Source organism: Gluconobacter sp. OJB (genome assembly GCF_039638275.1).
GTDB classification, from domain to species: domain Bacteria; phylum Pseudomonadota; class Alphaproteobacteria; order Acetobacterales; family Acetobacteraceae; genus Gluconobacter; species Gluconobacter cerevisiae.
In genome coordinates, this window is sequence record NZ_JBDIWH010000007.1 from 1 (window position 1) to 15,914 (window position 15,914).

A 15,914-nucleotide genomic window follows, 5' to 3' on the forward strand; every position below is an offset into this window, starting at 1 on the left:
CGCGAAACTCAAAGACTGGCGACGTATTGCGACCAGATACGACCGATGCGCTCATATCTTCATGTCCGCAATCCATATCGCAGCAACCTTCATCTTCTATCTTAAAGAATGAGTCCTGAGCCTAGCAGATGGACGGTTGTTCCGGCTGTCGCCCGTTTCAGACGCCCTTGCGCCTGGTCCGGGGTCATCCCCCAGGCTTCATGGTTACCGGCGACGAACACAGCCGGACGGCCACCTGCCAGACGGTTGAGCGTTGCCACGGCTTTTTCCGGTTCGCCCCGCCAGAGATCGCCTGCCGCTACCAGCACATCGAACTCCGGGCGGACCGGATCATAGCCATCCGGAAACGGTACAGCTTCAAGATGGAGATCAGACAGAACCCACAGACGGGTCACAGCTCTGGCCCATGTCTGTTCAGAGTTACTGACCCTGTCCCATTTTGGCTGTGTCAGACATCTTGTCCGTCCCCCACTGGCTCACATCATGGGCTACTTTTCTAGTCTAGGCGGCAGTGTCATGCGCTGCGTCTTTCGTCCCCGCTTTTGTGGCATCCCATCCTTTGACGCTTTCCTTCTTGGTCCAGCGGGTTCAGAGTCATCCTGACGCACGGAGGTCCAGGACTGACGGACGCTGCGGCACAGATCGGTTTTGCAGGCTTTTTCAGAGGGCTCAGCCGCCAGAACGGCAGGAGACAGGATCAGACCCGCCAGGAGCATGGCAGATGAGGCGCGGAACCGGATTGACATCACGAAACTCCCTGATTGTCAAAGACATCAGAGTGACACTCTGCAATGTTTTGGACAAGGGCTACTTCAGATCCGGCTGGTAAAGCGGTCTCCGGCTTCAACAAGTCGAACGGGAATGTCGACATCACGCTGATAGATGTCGGAGCGAAGAAAACGAACTTCCTCTTCGACTGCTTCAGGCGATCTGTCGATGAACCAAGCTTTGGGTCGGCCGTCAGAACCATCATTCCAGCGGTAATCACGGGCCTTGAGCGTGTTTTTGAGCCCAAAGGGCGCATATTCGGCCCACAGACGCGTCCAGACCATTTTGGCCCGCTCCCAGCAGGAGAGAGGGCGGAATGGTTCTTCGGGAAGTCTGTATGGCCCAGAAGGGTGATGGCAGCCTGACAGTCATCCACCGCCCGATGCCCGTCAAAGAAAAATCCGGCCTGAAGACCCAGACGCCCCAGTTTGCGTTCTTCAAAGCCTGCTTGGTCCCAGGGGTTGTTCATAAAGGCTAGGCAGAAGCATTCGAGAAAAGGACGATCAAACGTTGCGTTATGAGCAATCATTAGACTGGCATCCGGGGTGAAGGCCGCCACCTCGTCGGGTGAGACGGTTTGTCCAGCCAGTCGTTTGGGTGTCAGTTCTGTCAGATCCTGAACAAAGGCAGGCACTGGAATGAAAGGTTTCCGCAGTTGGCTGAAAGCTGGCAGGGTCCCAAGAAGAAGACCATCGATGCGGTAAATGAACGGGATCATACCGATTTCGATGATTTCGTCCTGGTGGGGGTCAAGGCCGGTGGTCTTAAGATTCACGAACAGACCTGTGCGCAGTCCCTTTCCTTCGGGTTTATGGCTTAGAACAGAAGGACGCATGCGTCTTAGCACTCGGTAATCTTCTGAAGCTTCTAAGCGATCAGCTAGGGCCTCTAGAGTACGGTCAAGAGGAAGAGAGTTGTCCACAGGTATTCGGGTTTCAAATAGTTTTAAATGTTTTAAAGAGTTTTAGGAAAAAAAAGTTCGATTTTATTGTTTTTTATCAATACTTTGCGAAGAAAGACGGTTCCTAAAAGACGGAGTTTGGTTCCTAAAAGACGGAAACGGGTTCCTAAAAGACGGAGTTTGGTTCCTAAAAGACGGAATTTTCACAGGAGAGCGGGGCAGATTAAGGTTTCCCACCTTAAAGCCGCTGCTTCTCCGTCTATTAGGAACCCAAAGAAGAATGCTGCTTCTCTGAACGGTACCTCATGATTAAAAGCGGTCCCTCTCGCCCACTTTCTTCGTAAAGATCATATTCAGGCAAGTCGTTCCGTTTAACAAACTCTCTAAGTTCGTATGAACATCTTTTAAAAGTTCCTTGGCTACCACTACGTTCATAAATTAATCGGAATGACCATTTGGCTTCATTCTTCCCAGCTGCCACTCTTGCCAATCTATACAAAAATCTTCCGAGACCAGGTTTTAAAAGAAAATAATCTGGATGGACGGTAAGAACTTCAGGATTTTCTGACTCTACTACTGCCGAATATAGCCAGTTAGGAAGCTCTATCTCTACAGCCATTACACGCCCAGTATCTGCATATGATATGGTCTTGTAATCGTTTATTAAACCAGATCCTGTAGTTTCTCGGATTGTTCGGCCACCCCTAGTTTTCTTTTCGCCACGGACTATTTCAAGAGACGTTTGTTTAAGGCGCCGCAAAGCTGATTCAACTGCTTCATATTGCCTACCGCCATCAGATTGGCGACAAAATTTTAATATATCGGATACCTGAGGAGAAAAAATTCGCCCAGGCTTCTCTCCTAGTCCAGACCGATATTTGTTCATTGCTTCGGTTAAATATGAAATACCCATCAAAATTATATCATAGTCCCAAATAGACGCCATGCCATCAGGGCCACTAGTTATACGTACATAACCATCAGGGAGATGATGTATCATTACATCATTTGCGCGTTTGTCTTTTTTAGATAGACGAAATACTGCGACATCCATAACACCGCGGTTATCTTTTGTCGCAAGATCGTATAATCCGGGAACAAAAAAATCCCCTTGCTCTTGGGCTGAGGGAGCAGAACGAAAAGTTTTGCTAGAAGGGTCTTTTTTAATATCCATAAAATATTCTTTCCATCCTAATTGGATATTAATATCATTTAAAAACATCTCCTTCTAGGGCTCTATAAATAGCCATATTTATAATTCCTGCACGGGCCTGCCCGGTTCTTTTAGCAATTTCGTCAACGCGCTTCAGTAGTTCTGGAGCAATCGTCAGACTGATTTGTCGCTTATGTCCTTTAGGTATGCCCTTGTTGTATGCTTCTGGAGTTGAATGTGTGAAAATCCCACCGTCCGGTGCGCCCGCAATGAATGCGTCTTCTACCGAAGGTGGCGTAGGTCTCTGGGGTCTTTTTAAGATAGCCATAATAATATCCTTATGATTCGTTTTTAATATTAAAAACGCAATCAATTAATTTTGAAAGCTCTTTGCAGGCCTTTGCGTCTTTTACGGGCATCTCTGAAACAGATAATCCTGCCCCACTAGCGTTACTGAATGCTTTTCGGCGGCGGATAGGCATATCTAAATATCGAAACTGCTTCACTTCTGACACAGCAGATGCCGCTTCTGAATTATCCGATGAATATAATCCCGGATCTGCTTGGTTCATAACAGCAAAGCAGTTTAAGCCGTCTCGGACGCTGCGTGCCTCATCAATTAGCTTAGCCATATCATCGAGAGCCCATACATCGTATGAGCGTGGGGCGAATGGAACTAATAAAACATCCGATAAAATTAATGAGGCGCGTAGAGCTGTAGAATCTCTGCCTCCTGCATCTATAATGATATCATCCCATTTGTTCTTCTGCTGTTGAATTTGTCCTCGTAAAGTAGGACCGTCTGAATATTGTGCGCAGGCAATTCCAGGTTCCTGATTTGCTTCTGTGCGAATGGAAATTGCCGAGGCTGCTGTTCCTTGACGATCTCCATCGATCAACCAAACATCTCGTCCTTGAAGCGCTCTGAAAATAGCGATTTGAACTGCAAGGGTGGTTTTCCCTACGCCGCCTTTCGTATTGCCAACAGTGAGAATCATAAGACCTTCCTTTAAGGTTCTTTTAATATTAAAAGAACCTGTTATAAACATTCAAAATGGTTTCTGAAAATATGTTTTAGATTGACCACATTTTCCTGGCAATAGTCTGCTCCTCGTCGCCGGAGGCGTTGGCATAGATGGCGGTGGTGGAAAGCTGAGCATGGCCGAGCCATTTCTGCACGAGATTGAGCGGAATGCCGGTGGAGACGGCCGCCACGCCAAAGGCATGGCGTAGGCCCTTGGGGGACGCGGCCGGTCCGGACAGATCAGCCTCATCCATGACCCGATGCACCATCCGCCAGCCGGTCATGCGGGCCACCGGCCACAGACGCAGGGAGCGGCCCCGGTCCCGACGCGCCTGCGCTTCGCGGACGCCGTGTACCAGATCAAGCGCCTCGAGCAGGGCAGGCGGGACGGGCACGGCCCGGTAAATCCCGTCCTGCCGCTTCTTCAGACTTTCGAACACCAGCACGCCGCCGACAAGATCAACCCGGTCGGCGGTCAGGGCCAGGGCCTCGGACAGCCGGCAGCCCGACCAGGCCAGGGTCATGGCAAGGGTGCGGACATCGCGCGGTGCCCGCTCGGCCACTTTCAGGAAAGCGGTGCGCTCGGAGACGGTCAGATATTTCCGCGCCCCAGAAGGATCAAACAGCTGCATCCCCGCCTGGGGCGTCACGCCGCCGCCAGACGGACCCTTCCTGTCAAATCCCCGAGGCGCAGGAGCCTGAGGCTCCTGCCGGGAGCGCGAGGGCAGCGCCCTCGTTTTCACCGTCACATCGCTTGCTGTCATCCGTCCATGTCCTCTCGATAGCCTCGACGCTGTTTCACCCGCACCCAACGGACCAGCTCTTTCTGAGCGGCAACCGGATCGCCGAAACGCTCCCGCCGCTCCTGACCGGTGGTCCCCAGACGCCCCCAGGAGCGGACAAGGACAGTGCCGCCAAAGAGATCATCCTGCAGGGTCAGACGGTAGAACCGCCAGCAGTTGGTCGCCGGATCAATCCGCTGCAGACGGGCGCTCTCGGGAAAGAGGCTGAACTGGCGGGGCGGGGCCGTTTGCGGAGCTTTGGGCATTAGATCCCGAAAAGTGTAACAGGTCCGGATCCGAACCGTCAGGGGCTTTTTCTCCAGGGATACGGATTTTCGGGGCTTTTCCGCAGATCGTGAGAGCGGGACGGGAAGGAGCAGTGTCCTCAGGCATGGGACCGGAAGGCACAGGGTGTTACACTATAGGTAATAGTGTACCCTCCCAACCCTCCCTGCGGGAGGCTTCGGTAACCTACACTCATATAGCGTAACACCATGCCCCTTCTTGTTTCTCGAGAAGATCAGCTCAATCACTTAGCGATTCTAGGCGGTGCTACTTGCGCCTGGTTTTCAGCGCGGAGCAAATGTCATCTGTAGAACCATCCATTGATCCAAAAAACAGGCACCAAAGGATTTTATTTAATGTATATTTGAACTATCTATAGTATAAATTTAGATATAATTAAATTATCTAAATATTTTTAATTAAAAAATTCCTACAATTAGGGTGATATGGTATTATGGGAAATATTTTATTTATAGTTTTCACATTTATTTTTATTTATAGTAATGCATTGGCGTCAAAAACTACATTTTATCGTCAAATCTCTAATAGTTACATAGATAAAAGGATTGATATTAATGCAGAAATTATCAATGGCATTCCTATATCACAAGCCGTGCAATCCTGTCAGACAGACGGCGCAACCACCTACTACGGAGCAGAAAACTCCGCATCCCAAATGGGAGTCGCCTCCAACACGCAGAACCTCCGGGCGACAGGAAACGTACTTCCATATCTGAACGTCCTGTCTCTGGCTGCGGGTATCCAGAATATGGGTAGTGGGCAGAGCGCTGTGGACGGACCTGTCGGACTTGCGGGGATGCAGGCTGTTGTTTCCGCTATTAGATCAGACGGTATAGGCGAGGAATGGTATACCAAGTACCTCACTCCTAACGTTGCAGCGAGTGAGTTGAATGGCGCGTTCACTGATACTTCCGGAAACCCTGTAGACGATGCGGCTGTGTTCAACAGCACGGGATTCAAGCCGTCTGTGATGATGTTGAATGTTTCGGAACATTCCACCACAACGTCACAGATCTCGGACGCTGACGTTACAGCTTTTAAGGCTGCGCTGGCTGATGTGCCGACGAAAGTTACAAGTGTGAAATACGTCTGGCCGTTCATTGCAGAGGCCCCGAGTGACACCCGTGACTTCACCACGGATGATTACTACGCCAATTCGCGGGCAATCATTCAGGCCGGAGGTGGTGTGGGAATTGATATTCCGGCTGGCCTGTATGTGTTGAATGGTGAAAGCTCGCTCGCACCGAACATCAACACCATCAAATACGCTAACGCAAACGGGCTCCGCTCTATCGTCCTTCTGTCTCCTTATGGTGTTGGGGAAGGTGATGATTACGATGGACAAGTCTTTCCACAGTGGCGACACGACAGCCACTTTCTGGATCATGTTCGGATGTTAGTGGGCTGGCTAAAAGAAAACGATGCGCTCCCGGCGGCCTGGGCTGTGGTGAGCTACAGTCCGACACAGTATTGGGACCCGGTAGGGAAAACGCTGTCAGGCTCCAAAGATGCGACCCATACCGTTCTGGTTACGGCCAATACGATGGGAAATGACACCGACAGCACAGACCAGAGCGTTGCCTATGTAGCGCGATGGGTCGCAGAAAATGCACCTACGTCGCTCACAGTGAAAATGCCGACCGGGGTCCTGAACCAGGGGAGTGCAGCCATCTGTGCTGCAACAACTCTTGCAGGAAACTTTGCACGCAAGCCCTCTCTGGGCGCCAACATGATTGGTCTTGGCTCACTGGCCTGGCAGGACAGTAATAAAACGGCCCTGAGTTATCCCGCGATTGATGGTGCGCAGTTTTCGGGCTCGTTCAATCTCCTGACTGGCACAGTTCTAGCATGGGGCATCGGTGAGGCGACCACGACTGCAAACTATGTCTATCAGAAATATGACAAGGCGACGCAGACGCTTCAGGTGCAGGGAAACCACTCCATTACGGGTCCGGAAACCATCATGGGAAACCTGTTCCTGAAGGGTCAGAATGCCGTTTTGTCGAGAACGAATATCCTTATGAATGGCGGGGGGGTAGCGTTCGGGCTCCCCAATCAGACTAAAAAAGTATGGATAACGAATGATGGAGCCGGTGGACTAATACTTGGAAAGGGACTTCGTTCTTATGCTGAAGGATTCGTAGGATTGAATAATATGACGAAAGAAAATATTTTGTCTTATGCTTATCCTAAAGAAGGAATGATCGTGAATGATAGCGATGAACATATGCCTGTAATTTACGAAAATGGGCATTGGCATCTTATTCATCTTGGACGCATTCTCCAATAATTAGAAATTAGGCGGCGTGGACGAATTAGTTGACGCAGCGCGAAGGGGGTGATTCAAGGCTTCCTTTTGGAGGCGGGTTGAGCCGAGGTGATGTGACGGATCAGGAATGGGCGATGATTGGTCCGCTTCTGCCGCCTGAGCGCGGACGTTGGGCTCGACCAGCCGAAGACAACCGCCTGTTTCTCAATGGTATGCTGCATGTCCTGCACACTGGATGCCCCTGGCGGGACATGCATGAGCGCTACGGCAAGTGGAACTCGGTTTATGTCAGGTTTCGCTGTTGGGCTGAACAGGGCGTGTGGCATGCCCTGCTGCAAACCCTGGTAGATCTGGGGCTGACCGATAACTGGCAGCATATGGTCGACAGTACCGTGGTTCGTGCCCATTCACAGGCTACGGGCGCAAAAGGAGGGCTCATCCGGAGGCTTTACGAGCACGTGGAGGGATCGAAGAAGCGTTGATGGATTTGCGTGGCTCGTGATTTCTGAGTTTTGGGGTGCTTATTTATGGTTGCTGTGATGGTTTCTGATCTGCGCTTTGAGCAGATCAGGAGTTATCCTCTGCTGGATTGCTACGCAGCGGTGCTGATCCGTTCCGGGAAGAGGAAGCGGCGTATGTTGTAGATGATATTGGCCAAGCCGATCCTCATGCTGGCCTGATGCCCTCGATCCGGACGAACAGCCTCATCTGCGATTTCTGATCGGCAAAGACATGCTTGACGCGGGATCGGATCGCCGACTTCCTTGTGTTGGACCGCTGGATATGCCGGGACATGGGCTTGAGATGCCGCTTTTTGCGATGAACCTTTGAGACAAACCCTGCTTTTCCATGAAGTCTTCATTGGCTTTTGAGCGATAGGCCGTGTCAGCCCAAACGGTTGAGGCCGTATTGGTTTTATCCAGCAGGCCCTCGCGCAGCCTGGCGCCATCACTGGCGGCGGCATGCGTCGTTTTCCATTTGCGGATGAACCGGAACTTCCGGTCGATGGAGACATGGGATTTGTAGCCAAAGAACGGAATGGCCAGATCCGTGGATGAGATCGTCCCGTCATCCTGCCGCTTCGCCTTCATGAACTTCAGTGTCCATCGTGCATGCCTGTCTTTGTGGGATAGTCTTGCCGGCTTGTCTTTCCAGACTTCAGGAATGCGTCCTGCGCGGAGATCAGCCTTCTCCCCGTTGGTATTGCGCTGTTTTGGAACTGCCACGAGTGTGGCACCCAAGATCTGGCCGGACATCGGCAGATAGCCTGCGGCCCGCAGTGTCGCGTCAAAGCACTTGAACAGTTCCTCAATCGCTCCCGCCTGTGTCAGACGCTCGCGAAACAGCCAGGCCGTTTTAACATCGTGCACCCGATCCGATAACGCTAGGCCGAGGAAGCGCATGAACGGCAGACGGTCGTTGATCAGATACTCCGTCCGCTCATCGGAGAGGTTGTTCAATGTCCAGATCACCAGGGTCTTGAACATCAGCACCAGATCAAACGAAGGGCGCCCGCCTTTGCTCCCGTCCGAATACACCAGAGACCTGTTCAAATCAACGCGGAAGAAATGGAACCACAGTTCGGGAAAACGCTTCGAGCTGATCGCCAAGCCCACTCAATCGCGCGAGCCGGTCGTCAACATCAAAGAAACCAGACTGCTTCATGAGCCATCCTTCGTCGTATGATGAACGATGGAATCACAGACCGGGCCTTAAAACCAGAGAGTTTTTCGATCTCTCCACGGGGCGTAGGTTTCCACTAGAAAAACTATTAAAGTTGTATGATAATAGTGAAATTATAAACTTTGGACAAATAGAGGAAAAAATGTCAGAATTCTACAAATATAAATACTCTATTATGACATGCTGCCGTTGGGAGTATAATAACATATCAGAATGGATATCATACTATAAAAAATTGGGTTTCGACCATATTTATATATACTGCAATGATGATGATCCAAGAGATTTATATACAAACTGTATTCCATTTATTTCTGAAGAAAATAAATATATAACTTTTGTTAATTACACAGAAGTAGGGAATCAAATTGGAATGATATTTGATTTTCTAAGAAGGTTTAAAGACCAAACTGAATGGATTACCTTTTTAGATATTGATGAATTTTTGTTACTTAGGAATATAGACAATGTAAAATATTTCATGTCTGATTTTCAAGACTATGATGCTGTTTATTTCAATTGGTCGATGTTTGGAACAAATTCTTTTGAAAAAAGGCCTGAGGGAAGCGTACTTCTAAATTATTGTTACAGAGAAGAAGCGCTGCATCCTTTAACAAAAGTAATATCAAAAACTAAAATATATTCAGATAATTGGATTAAAAATAATCCAAACGACTCCATCCATCATGGAATAAGTAATTATTTGAATAAGTTTAAGTGCGTTAATGTTATTGGAGAAAGTATAAATGATATAACCGGTAATAATTTCGACAACTTTATTGAAAATCAATCTAAGTACTTATTGAATAATTCGAATCGCATACGGTCTACTGCGGTAGTTAATCATTATTTTATGAAGTCAAATGAAGATTTTATTCGGCGTTGGCAACGAAGTGTAAGTAAAACTTTCTCTGGTCAAAAGATTTGGAAAGAAGCATTTGATACAGGAGGATATAAAAACATAATTAAATTATCCAATGTAAAAGATACTTATCTACGCGATTTCTGGAGAAAAAGAACAAATGATGCATTCTATATTACTGTAGGAAATAAAAATATCGTTATTTCTAGGGGTAAAAAGTGTACTCAAAGCTCCATATCAGAATGGTCCAAAGGTCTTTCTCTAGAAGAAGATGCTACGTTCTTAGTGGAAGACACAAAAGACGACATTTCATATAGTAATCATACTTCTCTTGAAGATAACCCTTGGTGGGTAATAGACCTTGAATCAATAAAAGAAATAAAGGAGATAAAAATATATAATAGAAATGATTCAAACTCAGAGAGGATAAAAAATATATCTATTTATTTTTCAAATTTTGGCGATGATTGGAATAATAAGATTTCTATATGTGACATAAACTGGGGTGATGAAAATACATTATCAGTTAAAATTAATGAAAATCCAATAGACGCAAGATTTATAAAAATAGAGGTCGTCGGTAGGAATTTTCTTCACTTCAGAAAAATAGAAATATATTAACAAAATTCATATATCATCTATATATATATGAATTTATATTTATTGTTTTTTAGAAATTTATGAATAAGCGTTTCGCCGTAGCATGAGGTTTCCCGGATTAATATGGATCATGGCCACTGCGACGTCGATCCGCTGTTCGTAGTCCTTATATTAACGCCCGTGGATAAAGCTGATCCAAAGGCAGGACTGGGCGGTCTTGTCGTATCGGGGGGCGACACGCCGCCAGTTTTTGAGCCTGTTGAACATACGCTCGATACGCTTTCTCAGCTTGTAGGCATGACGATCGTGGCTGGCGGAGTTTCCGCCTCTCACGTTTGGCCGGGATCACCGGACAGGCACCCGCGTAGGTGATGTCGGACCGGATCTGGTCGGCGTCGTAGCCACGATCCGCCAGAAGCTTGTCGAGACGACCGCCGATGGCTTGGAACAATGACCCAAAGCCCTGTTGATCGTGAACTTGTCCGGGCGTCAGGACGAAGGCAAGCGGGAGGCCGCGTACGTCGCAGTGGGAATAGAGTTTGGTTGTGAACCCTCCCCGTGATCGGCCAAGCGCCTCGGCCGGGTCAGCATTTTTTTTATGCCTGCGGCGCAATGATGAGCCCTCACGACCGGGCTGTCGATCATGTCGGCCAACCAGTTCCGCCACTGCGCCCCCGTGCGGGCCATCCACATCATGCCATCGAAGAACTGACGGTTATCTCCAGCAGGACGGCAACCGCGTCCCATCTCAGACGGCAGAAGAGGATCGATCAGCGCCCATTCCGCATCCGTCGCCCCGATCGTCTCGTCCAAAGCCATCTCCAAATGGCAGCATTGAATCAATCTCGTACACCCCCGTCAAGCTTTATCCACGAGCGATATGAGACGTCAGCAGATTATCCAGCCGAATCTCCGTTTAATAACCCATCGACGTGGCAGGCATTCACTCTCCCCCCTTTGCTGTGTTTAACCACCGGATGATCTCGACTGTTAAGTTCAAAAAAGCGGCTTTATCCATCAAAAGGAGGGTTCGAAAACCCCTTTGGTTTTGGGCCCCTGTGTGTGATTCCGTTCATCATACGACGAAGGATGGAATCACAGACCGGGCCTCAAAACCAGAGAGTTTTTCGATCTCTCCACGGGGCGTAGATCATTCGCCATAAACGTGAACTTTCTTCAAATGAAGACAGTCATCATTGGGAGTTGTAATTTTAACAAATCTTGCAGAAACGTTAGGGTATAAATGAATGGTTAAATGATTATTATAGCTTCCTCCAAATGAGTTATTTTCTACATGCACCAAGTGCCAACTGATTTTTTTTTCAGATCCATAGACATAAAGAGGTATACATCTATTTCTTACGAGATCATTACAGTCTCTATTGTAAATATCAATTCTACATATCTTATAGACTTTCTCCAAATCAATTTCTAACCAAGGGGAAACTTCTCTACTGGTATGAAATGAATATCTCTCCACAGCGCTCGAATCGACCGTTTTTTTTGCAAAATCTTCTTCTTCATGTTTAACGTCATATTCGGAAGTAGAGCTAATCATTGCTATTTTATTTAATGATATAACTTTTTTGTCTTCATTTTTTGGATGATCTGGGATCTTTCCCTCCCACATTCCTCGTCTTAAAAAATGATCCTTGGAATCCTGATAAAATCCTCTAGCTATGTCTATAGATGCATCAAGGTATCGGCTTAGATACCAAGTATCATTCACATAGGTATCATCATTATTTTCTTTAAAAGAAAGAAATCTTGACTTAACAGATTTCAAGGCTTCTCCTGAAATCTTAAAAGATCTTATTGATATTTCTTCAGAGATCGAGCGCATTTTTGCTTCGGAAATGCCTCCTATAAAAGGAAGCAAATAAAATACGAATCTTGAATCATCAATAGGCAATAAATCTATTGCCCCATGAGAAGCTGGGAAATTATAAAATCCATACACAGGTAGTATTATTTTTGAACACTCTGACAGCCAATTAGCAAGAAATGAAAACGTGCTTATAGCAACCAATGAATTCTTTGAACTTCGCAAAACTTCGAAATCAAATAGTGGGGATACATGGTTAATATAACGAGCATAAGGAAAATTTTCCTTGAGTTCATCACAGTAAGCATTATCTTCGATCTGTCCTACGAAAATTGGCTCTAATTTTGTTTCTCTGACAATTTTTTTAATAAATTCCACCGGTAAAATTGGATATTGCCATAACCCTTGCAGCAATTCTTTGGTTCTAATATTTATTAGAATTTCGTTTTCGGAAAAAACTATGTTGGTTTTTTCCTTGTTTGCAAATTTTTGGCTCCAGAATTTAGGGTCTCCGAAAAGGAAAATTTTCTGTAAATAACCTGTAAAGTATACTATATCTGGTTTTACTTCTTTTATATTTTCAATAACTTCATCAGCACCTTTGAAATAATCATCTATTTCTAAAATACTTAAACTTTCTAAGTCTTTTCCATCTAAATCCTTATATTCTATCCCCCATTCCGGAAGATAAACATTTGCAAGACGAGATCCAGGAAAAATATCTATAAAATATGATGCAGACATATATTGCATCATCCGATTACCTAGGTTTCCGAGATTGCTAACACGAAATATCATTGAAATCCCTCAACTCTAAATCTTTGTTTTTCAATCTGATATTACCTTTCAAGGTAATGTGCAAATAATCCTCTGGGGAATGGTATTCACGATGCGACTGAGACCATTCCGGATGAGCCCTCCTTTTGCGCCCGTAGCCTGTGAATGGGCACGAACCACGGTACTGTCGACCATATGCTGCCAGTTATCGGTCAGCCCCAGATCTACCAGGGTTTGCAGCAGGGCATGCCACACGCCCTGTTCAGCCCAACAGCGAAACCTGACATAAACCGAGTTCCACTTGCCGTAGCGCTCATGCATGTCCCGCCAGGGGCATCCAGTGTGCAGGACATGCAGCATACCATTGAGAAACAGGCGGTTGTCTTCGGCTGGTCGAGCCCAACGTCCGCGCTCAGGCGGCAGAAGCGGACCAATCATCGCCCATTCCTGATCCGTCACATCACCTCGTGCCATACCTGTTCTCTGCGCCAGTTATTATCCCACAGCCACAAAGTGAATCAGATCTCAGACAGATCGTATAGACCTTTTATCAACGTGACCTAAAGGCGGTATGAATACCAAGTTGCATGCGGTTACCGATCAGAACGGACGACCGCTGAGCTTTTTCATGACAGCAGGACAGATCAGTGATTACACCGGTGCCTCTACTCTGCTGGACAGTCTTCCTGTTGCAAAATAGGAACTGGGACCGGGGTTGATGACGCCGACTGGTTTAAGGATGCCTTGGAAAAGAGAGAGAGGGATAAAGCCCTGCATTCCAGGACGGAAATCTCGCGGAAAACCTCTCAAATACGACAGGCGGAAATATAAACGCCGCAACCGCATCGAGATCATGTTCGGAAGGCTCAAGGGCTGGTGGCAGATCGCAACCCGCTACGACAGATGCCCGAATGCCTTCTTCTCAGCCATCTGTCTCGCCACTACCGTCATATTCTGGCTATGAGTCCTGAGCCTATTTCCTAAATTATAAGTATTAATGAAAAATAAATATAGCCTGTCAGGTCGTAACGATAACTGTATCAAAGTTTAGGAGCCCATAACCTTCTATGTGTATTTTTACAAATCTTATTTTTTCCAATACCTCAATTTTAATATTCCATAGCTTAACATCTGAATCATTGTAAAAAACCGTTTTCATGTTTTCTTTTATTTCACCAACGCTTATTTTTAAATTTCTTGTTCTTGATCCATCTAGCTCTGGCCTATCAAAAAAATATATGTTTCGGACAAATTTACTCTCACCAATATCAAGCATCCACCAAGGATTTTCCTGAGAATCTGTGTGTATTGAGTGACCATATCTAGGGAAAATATTTAGGGCTCTGCTTGATTCATCTTGAGAGTATGAATATGAACATGTTGAACTCTGAGAACACGTTTTTCCTATAGAAATTATATTTTCATTTATATGAGGAAGAGAATTTTCCTTAAAAATATTTCTGTAGTCTTCTAAAATGATTTTTTTATCAAAAGAATCATCTACATTATTATAAAATACAGAGAATAGCATTTGATTTTTTGATTTTTTGATTTTTTCGTATAGTCTGTCGTAATCTTCTCGGACTGAAGGAAAGTTTGTTTTTACAAATTTTTCAGCATTTGATACGGGATGAACGAATGTTTTTTCTTTAGATGCCTCTCTAGCATAATCTATTAATGATCCCTTATTCCAATCATAGTGGTCTAAGTTATCACAAAATTCTTCCAAATCAGCATAGTTCAAATCGCTAATTTTGCACTCAGTTCGCATTACGGCCTCTCCAATAGGCCATTCTTTTAATGCATATTTTTCTCTTACTTTTGACTGGGATAGTCGTCTTGAGTAAAAACAAGACACAGCAAGTTTAGAAAAAAATGATATGCAAAAAAGAGATTTTTCTACAATATTTACCCCATAATAAGGAATACAATCCTTCAAATGGGGACCAACAGCCGGGGGAAGTTGTTGGCCTATAACATCAATATAATTTTCTTTCATGGAGTTTACAATGTCATCAATACTATTTGATACAAATACATCATACTCTATTGTAACATAATAATCATAATTACTATTATCAAGGAAGAATAGTATGGTAGAATAATCACCATTATACCAGAATCCACCATGTTTAGGTAGACCTATCTCCTCTATCATTTTCTCATTTATTACATGTATTTTGTCGAAATTTACATTGAAATCTCCATTTGTATTGTCTATTTGAATATATATATCGCCGTTCAATACAAATTCTTTCATCTGAGCGAACATTTCTTCAATGAGATCATTCCATTGATGGCATTTAAAAATAACGGCGTATTTCATATATCCTCCAAAGTTAGGGTTCTATTGCAAACAAAATATATTTTCTTTAAATAACATTAACCATGAAATTTACGCTTGGTTCAAGGTTTCCATTTTTCGGGTGCCTGAGTGCGGACGTTGGGCTCGACCAGCCGGAGACAACCGCCTGTTTCTCAATGGAGCGATCGCGACATGAGCTCGTCACGAACGGACTTCTCTTGCCGAAGCAGATCCGAGTGGTAACCTGACCTTTCGAGTATGGCGCAGCAAAAGCGGCGCGGAAAGGCCATGGATTAACCGCCTTCGCAACGAGGACACTTGCGATATTACATACCTCGTGTGCAAGCCCCGAATAATAGTCATCGCCGGTATGGAAGTCGGAAAACTCGGGCATGACGACGTGATCTCAGCTTGGATGATAGTAGGGCTGCAGTCCCTGATGACGAAGGGTGACAGAGACCCACATGGAGGCCTGAGCCGATAAAACATGGAGGCAGACGCACTTGTGTTTCAGGGACCGCCACAAACATTCTGGGGTTGGTTCCGGCTGAGGGCGAAATGACACCCTTAACGAATGGCCCGGTTTGGTGGAGAGCGGACATTCGCGGGATCGCATGACCGAGGGCCGCTAGGATCAGAAGCGGCCCTGTGCCGAACGT

At 46.1% G+C, this 15,914-nt stretch carries 14 protein-coding genes and 5 pseudogenes; 5 read left to right on the forward strand and 14 right to left on the reverse strand.

Annotated features, from left to right (window positions below; genetic code table 11):
* Positions 1-112, forward strand: a pseudogene (locus ABDK74_RS15660) (IS5/IS1182 family transposase); the annotation flags it as partial.
* Here the strand turns inward: ABDK74_RS15660 and ABDK74_RS15665 are convergent.
* The 7 genes from ABDK74_RS15665 to ABDK74_RS15695 form a co-directional block, all read right to left on the reverse strand.
* The gene (locus ABDK74_RS15665; protein WP_346004575.1) at positions 102-395 is read right to left on the reverse strand and encodes a metallophosphoesterase; all 294 of its coding nucleotides are present in this window, start codon (positions 393-395) and stop codon (positions 102-104) included. The pseudogene ABDK74_RS15660 and the gene ABDK74_RS15665 overlap by 11 nt on opposite strands.
* Positions 396-745: 350 nt before the next feature.
* Positions 746-1,690, reverse strand: a complete 945-nt coding sequence (locus tag ABDK74_RS15670; RefSeq protein WP_346004576.1) for an exonuclease domain-containing protein — start codon at positions 1,688-1,690, stop codon at positions 746-748.
* 241 nt (positions 1,691-1,931) lie between these two features.
* Positions 1,932-2,891 carry a replication initiator protein A gene (locus tag ABDK74_RS15675; RefSeq protein WP_346004577.1) on the reverse strand — a complete coding sequence of 320 codons (960 nt, stop codon included), beginning with the start codon at positions 2,889-2,891 and terminating at the stop codon, positions 1,932-1,934.
* Positions 2,878-3,150 (reverse strand): hypothetical protein, encoded by a 273-nt coding sequence (locus ABDK74_RS15680; protein WP_010505781.1) that lies wholly within the window; start codon positions 3,148-3,150, stop codon positions 2,878-2,880. The genes ABDK74_RS15675 and ABDK74_RS15680 overlap by 14 nt, the downstream gene beginning before the upstream one ends.
* 10 nt (positions 3,151-3,160) lie before the next feature.
* Positions 3,161-3,820: an AAA family ATPase gene (locus tag ABDK74_RS15685; protein ID WP_346004578.1), complete on the reverse strand. Its 660-nt coding sequence runs from the start codon at positions 3,818-3,820 to the stop codon at positions 3,161-3,163.
* 76 nt (positions 3,821-3,896) lie between these two features.
* Positions 3,897-4,478, reverse strand: coding sequence for a site-specific integrase (locus ABDK74_RS15690; RefSeq protein ID WP_346004586.1), 582 nt, complete (start codon positions 4,476-4,478; stop codon positions 3,897-3,899).
* Positions 4,479-4,606: 128 nt separating this feature from the next.
* Positions 4,607-4,894: a WGR domain-containing protein gene (locus ABDK74_RS15695; RefSeq protein WP_202259122.1), complete on the reverse strand. Its 288-nt coding sequence runs from the start codon at positions 4,892-4,894 to the stop codon at positions 4,607-4,609.
* A gap of 473 nt (positions 4,895-5,367) precedes the next feature.
* Here ABDK74_RS15695 and ABDK74_RS15700 point away from each other — a divergent pair, with 473 nt between their 5' ends.
* Both ABDK74_RS15700 and ABDK74_RS15705 read left to right on the forward strand, forming a co-directional pair.
* Positions 5,368-7,224: a hypothetical protein gene (locus ABDK74_RS15700; protein WP_346004579.1), complete on the forward strand. Its 1,857-nt coding sequence runs from the start codon at positions 5,368-5,370 to the stop codon at positions 7,222-7,224.
* Positions 7,225-7,301: 77 nt separating this feature from the next.
* Entirely contained in the window at positions 7,302-7,685 is a 384-nt protein-coding gene (locus tag ABDK74_RS15705; RefSeq protein WP_346004580.1) for an IS5 family transposase, read from the forward strand.
* A gap of 110 nt (positions 7,686-7,795) precedes the next feature.
* On the opposite strand, the pseudogene ABDK74_RS15710 reads toward ABDK74_RS15705, so the two are convergent.
* Positions 7,796-8,868, reverse strand: a pseudogene (locus ABDK74_RS15710) (IS5 family transposase).
* Here ABDK74_RS15710 and ABDK74_RS15715 point away from each other — a divergent pair.
* Entirely contained in the window at positions 8,867-10,369 is a 1,503-nt protein-coding gene (locus ABDK74_RS15715) for a discoidin domain-containing protein (protein WP_346004581.1), read from the forward strand. The pseudogene ABDK74_RS15710 and the gene ABDK74_RS15715 sit on opposite strands and share 2 nt — an antisense overlap.
* A 57-nt stretch (positions 10,370-10,426) precedes the next feature.
* Here ABDK74_RS15715 and ABDK74_RS15720 read toward each other — a convergent pair.
* The 5 genes and pseudogenes from ABDK74_RS15720 to ABDK74_RS15740 all read right to left on the reverse strand — a co-directional run.
* Positions 10,427-10,516: pseudogene (locus tag ABDK74_RS15720) on the reverse strand (IS5/IS1182 family transposase); the annotation flags it as partial.
* A complete protein-coding gene (locus ABDK74_RS15920; RefSeq protein WP_408874516.1) occupies positions 10,515-11,039 on the reverse strand; it encodes a transposase in 525 nt (174 codons plus the stop codon). The pseudogene ABDK74_RS15720 and the gene ABDK74_RS15920, both read right to left, overlap by 2 nt.
* Positions 11,009-11,167 (reverse strand): annotated as a pseudogene (locus ABDK74_RS15925) (transposase); the annotation flags it as partial. The pseudogene ABDK74_RS15925 and the gene ABDK74_RS15920, both read right to left, overlap by 31 nt.
* Positions 11,168-11,498: 331 nt before the next feature.
* Complete coding sequence (locus ABDK74_RS15735) at positions 11,499-12,917, reverse strand: discoidin domain-containing protein (RefSeq protein ID WP_346004583.1); 1,419 nt, start codon at positions 12,915-12,917, stop codon at positions 11,499-11,501.
* Between the two features lie 102 nt (positions 12,918-13,019).
* On the reverse strand, positions 13,020-13,424 hold the full coding sequence (locus ABDK74_RS15740) for an IS5 family transposase (RefSeq protein WP_346004584.1): 405 nt from the start codon (positions 13,422-13,424) through the stop codon (positions 13,020-13,022).
* Positions 13,425-13,512: 88 nt separating this feature from the next.
* Here ABDK74_RS15740 and ABDK74_RS15745 point away from each other — a divergent pair.
* Positions 13,513-13,914, forward strand: a pseudogene (locus ABDK74_RS15745) (IS5 family transposase); the annotation flags it as partial.
* A gap of 54 nt (positions 13,915-13,968) precedes the next feature.
* Here the strand turns inward: ABDK74_RS15745 and ABDK74_RS15750 are convergent.
* Entirely contained in the window at positions 13,969-15,276 is a 1,308-nt protein-coding gene (locus ABDK74_RS15750) for a hypothetical protein (protein WP_346004585.1), read from the reverse strand.
* Positions 15,277-15,914: the final 638 nt, after the last annotated feature.

Bases quoted from the DNA above. Each gene is read 5' to 3' on its own strand.
- ABDK74_RS15675 (WP_346004577.1), bottom strand. From the start codon at position 2,891: ATGTTTTTAAATGATATTAATATCCAATTAGGATGGAAAGAATATTTT.
- ABDK74_RS15680 (WP_010505781.1), bottom strand. From the start codon at position 3,150: ATGGCTATCTTAAAAAGACCCCAGAGACCTACGCCACCTTCGGTAGAA.
- ABDK74_RS15685 (WP_346004578.1), bottom strand. From the start codon at position 3,820: ATGATTCTCACTGTTGGCAATACGAAAGGCGGCGTAGGGAAAACCACC.
- ABDK74_RS15690 (WP_346004586.1), bottom strand. From the start codon at position 4,478: ATGCAGCTGTTTGATCCTTCTGGGGCGCGGAAATATCTGACCGTCTCC.
- ABDK74_RS15695 (WP_202259122.1), bottom strand. From the start codon at position 4,894: ATGCCCAAAGCTCCGCAAACGGCCCCGCCCCGCCAGTTCAGCCTCTTT.
- ABDK74_RS15700 (WP_346004579.1), top strand. From the start codon at position 5,368: ATGGGAAATATTTTATTTATAGTTTTCACATTTATTTTTATTTATAGT.
- ABDK74_RS15715 (WP_346004581.1), top strand. From the start codon at position 8,867: ATGAGCCATCCTTCGTCGTATGATGAACGATGGAATCACAGACCGGGC.
- ABDK74_RS15735 (WP_346004583.1), bottom strand. From the start codon at position 12,917: ATGTCTGCATCATATTTTATAGATATTTTTCCTGGATCTCGTCTTGCA.
- ABDK74_RS15740 (WP_346004584.1), bottom strand. From the start codon at position 13,424: ATGGCACGAGGTGATGTGACGGATCAGGAATGGGCGATGATTGGTCCG.
- ABDK74_RS15750 (WP_346004585.1), bottom strand. From the start codon at position 15,276: ATGAAATACGCCGTTATTTTTAAATGCCATCAATGGAATGATCTCATT.